This window comes from Paraburkholderia sp. LEh10 (assembly GCF_017814945.1).
Classification (GTDB): domain Bacteria; phylum Pseudomonadota; class Gammaproteobacteria; order Burkholderiales; family Burkholderiaceae; genus Paraburkholderia.
Genome location: NZ_JAGIPX010000089.1, coordinates 21,844 through 27,843, shown reverse-complemented (window position 1 = coordinate 27,843; position 6,000 = coordinate 21,844). Strand labels below are relative to the sequence as shown.

The following is a 6,000-nucleotide window of genomic DNA, read 5'->3' as shown; positions in this document are numbered from 1 at the left end:
CCGCCCTTCGTGCCCGGACGGTGACCCGTGTTGCCGCCTTCGAATTCCTTGCCCGACGACCACGGTGCTTCTTCCGAGCCGATCTTGACGAAGCAGCCCGACTGGTCCGTGTTCCACTGGACCGAGTCGAAAATGAAGAATTCCGGCTCCGGACCGAAGAAGGCCGTGTCGCCGAGACCCGTGCTCTTCAGGTACGCTTCGGCGCGCTTCGCCAGCGAGCGCGGGTCGCGCTCGTAGCCCTTGCCGTCAGCCGGTTCGACGACGTCGCAGGTCAGCACGAGGGTCGACTCTTCGTAGAACGGGTCGATGTAGGCGGTGTTCGCGTCCGGCACGAGCAGCATGTCCGAGGCTTCGATGCCCTTCCAGCCGGCAATCGAGGAACCGTCAAACGCATGGCCGCTTTCAAACTTGTCTTCGTCGAATGCCGACACCGGCACCGAAACGTGTTGCTCTTTTCCGCGCGTGTCGGTGAAACGGAAGTCGACAAACTTGACGTCCTCGTCCTTGACGAGCTGCATGACGTCGGCCACGGATTTACTCATAACCTATCTCCTGATTAACGAATTCGGCGGGATGAACCGCCGCCCAATCTAGCTGACCAGCCCCGACGCGTCCACCCCTCTGATACCGCCATTTGGGGTTCGCCGTTTCTGGCGTCGGGCCTGCTCGATCGGCAACCAATAAAGCAGCTTCCATGCCAAGCTTTTGCCCCACATGCTCCACCTCGTTGCATCCCCAATGGTGACGCGCCTTTGCGGGGAATCCACGCACACCGTTGGCGGGGCGTCGACCGTTCACTCATACGTCTTTGCACCAGCGCTGTGCATCGAAAAAATCATCGGCTGCTTAATACACCTTTATGGTGCATTCAGACTATTTTGCACCAATAGGAGACATCGGTGCCCTCCTCGAATTCCGGTGTTCATGCGCAGGCCCGACACGCATGGATACGCCGGCTTGCTAGAATGATTTTTTGGCCTCCAGGAGATTTGCTGTCATGAGTACGCTCCATCAGTTGTACAGCCAGGCTGAAAAGCGCCGTGTCGACAACCAGCTTCCGTATGCAGGCGCCGTCACGCCCGCCGAGGCATTCGAGCTTCTGCAACTCGATCCGCGCGCCCGTCTCGTTGATGTGCGCACGCGCGCCGAGCTGGATTGGGTCGGCCGCCCCGTGGTCGGCGACGGCCAGTATGCGCATGTCGAATGGACGCGCTATCCGGGCGGCGTGCCGAACGCCGAATTCATCGACCAGTTGCGCCAGGTCGCGACACCCGACACGCCCGTGCTGCTCCTGTGCCGCAGCGCCGCGCGCTCGAAGCTCGCCGCGATCGCCGCGACGCAGGCCGGCTTCACAAAAGCGCTGGATCTACTGGAAGGCTTCGAGGGCGACAAGGACGGCCAAGGTCATCGGAAGATGGTGTCGGGATGGTGTTTCCGCGGGCTGCCGTGGATCGGCGCGTAGATACCCGATCCGCACGCGAAGCCGATCAGGCTTCCTAAGCCTGCAGACTGCGCGGCGCACGGTGAATACCGTGCGCCGTTTTCACCTGAATCGTCCGCGCGCGATGTGACACGCGGATGATGCGCTTCGAACCGGACGCATTGCGCGTCCGGCCTTCTCCGCACTGTGAATGCTGGCGCTTAGCCGCGCGGCTGAGCGTGCGCCGCCGCCACTTCCGGCTCGACGATATCGCCGCCGAGCAGATGCACGCCTTCCCGCAGTTTCACGAACGCTGCGGCGACGGCCTCGGGCTCGCCCTTCACACCGAGATCGATATGACGGCGCGCATAGATCCCGCCGCGCTCCGCATCGCCGACGCTCGGCAGACTGAACACCCGCACGCCCGGAAAGTCATGCTGGATCTGTTCCATCAGCGGCGTCAGCGTCGATTCGGGCAATTCGAAGACAAGCAGCGACTTTTCCGCGTGCGGCGTCAAATGATGCAGATGCCCATACTTCGTATCCAGCACCCATTCGATCATCGGCCATGCCATCACGGGAAACCCCGGCACGAAATGGTGATCGCCGACGGAGAAACCAGGAATCTTGTTGTAGCCATTCGGAATGATCGACGCACCACGGGGGTATGTGCCCATGTTCAGCCGATGCCGGTTCTCCGGCGAATCGAGGTCCACAGGCGTCGGCGAATTGGCGGGATGCATGCCGCGAATGCGCTCCTGGATCAGCCGCTTCGCTTCGGGGTGCAGTTCCAGCGGCACGGCGAGCGCAGCGGCCGCGCATTGGCGCGTGTAATCGTCCGGCGTCGCGCCGATGCCACCTGTCGAGAACACAATATCGCCCGACGCAAACGTGCGGCGCAAGGTTGCCGTAATGCGCGCGGGATCGTCGCCGATATATTCGGCCCATCCGAGCGACAGGCCACGCGCGCTCAAAAGCTGGATCACTTTCTGCAGATGCTTGTCGACACGCCGGCCGGACAGGATCTCATCGCCGATGATGATGACGCCAAATGCCATGACTGCCTCTCGTATCAGTAGTGTCGGTCGTCAGTAGGAAATGGGCGCCGCGCCCCGCGCGCCGTAGGGCCCGTGCGGGCCGTGGTGGCCGTTCGCGCCCGGTTCTTCGGCGCGCATCCGCTGCAGCGCGCGCAGGCAGTAGTAGCCGAACCACAGCGCCGTGAACACGAGGATGAAAGCATAGATCCAGATGGTCACCGCGGTCATGACAGGGAACAGCACGATCAGCCACACAGACGACGCCCAGATCAGCGTCGGCAGCGAACCGAGCAACCCGCTCGCCACACCAATCAATAACAGCGGCAAGCGGTGCCGGCGCACGAGCGCGCGCCGCTCGTCGCTGCTCGCATGCAGCGCCAGTGCGTCGTATGTCATTACGCGATAGGTCAGCCAGCCCCACAGCAGCGGCGGGATCAACGCGAAGAACGGCGGGATCAGCCACAGCGGCAGCGTGATCACGAGCACCAGCAGACACACGAGCGTCGTCCAGATGGAATGCACGAGGCTGCCATACCACGTGCCGCCGCGCCGCATCTCGAGTCCCGGGAACTGACGCAGCGACAGATGCCGGATCACGGCGGGCATCGACAGCGTCGCGATCAGCAGCAGCACCGTCACGACGATCAGCGGAATCGCGACGGCGATCACAATGAACGGCGCAACGGCCGCATGCAGCGATGAAAAGCCGAGCCAGTCGAACAGGCCGTAGAGCGTCGTCGTGAGCGGCCAGTTTTCGAGCCAGTTGCGCGTCGCGCCGATCAGCGTTTGCCACGAAAACCACAGCGCCACGCCCCAGACGATTGCCGCGGCCGCGAACGGCATGAACGTCAGCCACAGCATGCGCGGATGAAGGACGGAAGAAAGCGCGCGCCCGAACGAGCGCAAGAGATCATTCATGCGTAGTCAATGGCGTGGTCGAAATGCAGGGAAAGGAATAAACGTGGACAGGATAAACCACGTCGGGTGCCGACGGCGAATGCGACGCTCACAGCGCGCGCTGAAGGATCTGAAGCGGACAAGCGAAGCGCGGCCTGACCGGAATACACGATTTCGACGGCCTGCCCTTGCGACGGCGTACGCGTGTCTGAAAGACGAGCTGAAACGGAAGTACGACGACAGCGCGCGCGCCTCAGACCGTGCGCCGCTGCTTCCTGCCGCCGATACGCTGCGCGATGCGCACGAACGCGAGCCAATGCTGCGCCCAGAATCCCTCGCCGTAATGCCGGCCGCTGAGCTGGTCGCGAATGCCCGTGGGCTCCATTTCGCGGCTCCACGACGCGCTGCCGAACAGCATGTCCCACCATGGAAAGAGCACGCCGAAGTTGCAGCCGTACTTGAGCCCTTCGTGTCCATAGCCGATCGCATGATGACGGCGATGGAACGTCGGGCTGACGAGCAGACGCTCGCCGAACCAGCCGAAATACAGCCGGATGTTCGCATGCTGCACGCTCTGCGCGAGATTCGTGATGGCAACGAGCACGACGAACTGCGACGGCGGCACGCCGATGAAAAGTGCGATCACGGCGAAGAAACAGGCTTGCAGCAGATCGTCGAGCAGATGATTGCGATCGTCCGCCCACATCGACATCTGCTGCTGGCTGTGATGCACGGCATGCAATTCCCACCACACGCCGATCCTGTGCTGCCCGCGGTGATACCAGTACCCGGCGAAGTCGAGCACGAGCAGATACATGATGAACGTGACGAACGGCTGCGTCGTCACACCCGGCCAGAGATTGTCGAGTTCGATATTCGCGACGCCGTGCAGCCGCAGCCAGCCCTGCACCGAGTCGAAAAACGGCTGCAGCGCGAAGAAGAAAAACAGATTGAGGATGCCGAGCTTCGCGATCCACGTGTACAGCACGTCGACGCGCACCGCCTTGCGGTCCTTCCACTGCTCGACGGGGCGCAACGCTTCGAGCGGACGCAGCAGCGCGTACATCGCGAGCACCTCCAGCACGCCGACGATCACCCAGTAGAGGCTGTCGTACGTGTCTTCGTCATAGTCCATCAGGTTGAAGCGAAACAGCAGCGGCTGCACGACGTCGACGTACAGCAGCGTCTGGATGGACGAGACGAAGCTATCGAGAGTGGAGGCGATCAGGTGAAACATGGTGCTCTTTGTGCGTCACGGTTCGGCTTCGATGAGCGGCTTCGATGAGCGGCTTCCCTCTGCGGTATCACGGCGCGGTATCACGGCGCGGTATCACGGCGCGGTGCCACTGCGCGATATGACTATGCAGCTTCCCTCGATGCGTGGCGCGCCGGCGAAGCGCGCCGCCTCGATGTTATGCCCCGTTCGGCGCCGTCACGGGCGCGCGGTCGAAGAAATAGATGCCGTGCGGCGAGCGGCCGACGGCGATCGTCTGAATCAGCTTGCGCGTGGTCAGGTCGATGACGCCAACGTGCTTCGCGAAACGGAACGTCACCCACAGATAGCGCTTATCAGCGGAAAGTTCCATGTCGTCCGGCCCCGGCATCAGTCCCGTGATGTCGCCGACGTTGGTGAGCGTGTCCTCGTCGATGATGCTGATCGTGCTGGCCACCCGGTTCGACACGGCAACATGCTTGCCGTCGGCGAGCGAGCGGAAGTTGTGCGCGCCCTTGCCCGTCGTGATCGTCTTGACGATCTTCTGGTTTTTCCAGTCGACGACGGCGACGTAATCGGCGCCCGTCATGCCGACGAGCAGATACTTGTCGCCCGGTGTCATCCACAGGCCCGCCGGCACCTTGCCGACTTTCATCTTCCACTTGACCGTCTGCGTGGCGAGGTCGATCGCAGCCAGTTCGCCCGACACCTGCAGCGTGATGAACACTGTCTTGCTGTCGTTCGTGAACGCGATATGGCTCGGCATCACGGCGAGCGGCAGGCGGCTCGCGAGCGTCATGTTGTGACCATCGTAGCGATAGATGTCGAGACGGTCGAGGCGCAGGCCCGTCGTCACGAGCCATTTGCGGTCCGGCGAGAAACCGATCTGATACGGGTCTTCGATGTTCTCGATCCAGCGCTGCGTCTTGCCCGTTTTCGGATCCACGAACATCAGATTGTTCGACACCGAATTCGCAACGATTAGCGACGAATTGTCCGGCGTCGGCATCAGGTGATGCGGCTCCTTGCCCGTCGGCACCGTGTCCACGACCTGACGCGTGGTCTCGTCGATCAGACTCAGCGTGGCTTCGCCGGAATTGAGCACGATCACGTTGTTGGCGTGCGCGGAAGGGGAGAAAAAGCTTGCTGCCGCGACGAGCGTCGCACCGGCTGTAAACGCGCTGGTCAGGCCGGAAAGGGAAAATTTGCGCATGGAGACTCACATCAGGGGATAACCGCCATTGTAGAACGTTTGCGCTGTCCAACGGTTGACCTGGGCCGGTGAAAAGCACGCGGTGCGGCGCGGTGCCACGGGCATTCTCGTATCCATGCAGAAAAACCGGCCGCGGGTAAGAAAATGCCGCCGAAACCCTCCGAATTATCGGCTTTGATAAGTTGAAAAACAGGAATTCACGAAATAACCCGATTAATGT

At 62.0% G+C, this 6,000-nt stretch carries 6 protein-coding genes; 1 reads left to right on the top strand and 5 read right to left on the bottom strand.

Going from position 1 to position 6,000, the window contains the following annotated elements; all coding sequences use genetic code 11:
* Nucleotides 1-542 (bottom strand): glutamine synthetase beta-grasp domain-containing protein (locus tag J8I87_RS39115; protein ID WP_209937766.1); only part of this gene is annotated, 542 nt, incomplete at its 3' end.
* A 455-nt stretch (nucleotides 543-997) separates the two neighbouring features.
* Here J8I87_RS39115 and J8I87_RS39110 point away from each other — a divergent pair.
* Nucleotides 998-1,462 carry a rhodanese-like domain-containing protein gene (locus tag J8I87_RS39110; protein WP_209937765.1) on the top strand — a complete coding sequence of 155 codons (465 nt, stop codon included), beginning with the start codon at nucleotides 998-1,000 and terminating at the stop codon, nucleotides 1,460-1,462.
* 179 nt (nucleotides 1,463-1,641) lie between these two features.
* Here J8I87_RS39110 and J8I87_RS39105 read toward each other — a convergent pair whose 3' ends face one another.
* From J8I87_RS39105 to J8I87_RS39090, 4 genes are all read right to left on the bottom strand, one after another.
* Nucleotides 1,642-2,478 carry a molybdopterin-binding protein gene (locus tag J8I87_RS39105; protein WP_209937764.1) on the bottom strand — a complete coding sequence of 279 codons (837 nt, stop codon included), beginning with the start codon at nucleotides 2,476-2,478 and terminating at the stop codon, nucleotides 1,642-1,644.
* A 30-nt stretch (nucleotides 2,479-2,508) separates the two neighbouring features.
* Complete coding sequence (locus J8I87_RS39100; protein ID WP_209937763.1) at nucleotides 2,509-3,375, bottom strand: EI24 domain-containing protein; 867 nt, start codon at nucleotides 3,373-3,375, stop codon at nucleotides 2,509-2,511.
* A gap of 232 nt (nucleotides 3,376-3,607) precedes the next feature.
* Complete coding sequence (locus tag J8I87_RS39095; RefSeq protein WP_209937762.1) at nucleotides 3,608-4,591, bottom strand: sterol desaturase family protein; 984 nt, start codon at nucleotides 4,589-4,591, stop codon at nucleotides 3,608-3,610.
* A 175-nt stretch (nucleotides 4,592-4,766) separates the two neighbouring features.
* A complete protein-coding gene (locus J8I87_RS39090; protein WP_209937761.1) occupies nucleotides 4,767-5,780 on the bottom strand; it encodes a beta-propeller fold lactonase family protein in 1,014 nt (337 codons plus the stop codon).
* Between the last annotated feature and the right edge of the window lie 220 nt (nucleotides 5,781-6,000).

Bases quoted from the DNA above. Each gene is read 5' to 3' on its own strand.
- J8I87_RS39100 (WP_209937763.1), bottom strand. From the start codon at position 3,375: ATGAATGATCTCTTGCGCTCGTTCGGGCGCGCGCTTTCTTCCGTCCTT.
- J8I87_RS39095 (WP_209937762.1), bottom strand. From the start codon at position 4,591: ATGTTTCACCTGATCGCCTCCACTCTCGATAGCTTCGTCTCGTCCATC.
- J8I87_RS39090 (WP_209937761.1), bottom strand. From the start codon at position 5,780: ATGCGCAAATTTTCCCTTTCCGGCCTGACCAGCGCGTTTACAGCCGGT.
- J8I87_RS39110 (WP_209937765.1), top strand. From the start codon at position 998: ATGAGTACGCTCCATCAGTTGTACAGCCAGGCTGAAAAGCGCCGTGTC.
- J8I87_RS39105 (WP_209937764.1), bottom strand. From the start codon at position 2,478: ATGGCATTTGGCGTCATCATCATCGGCGATGAGATCCTGTCCGGCCGG.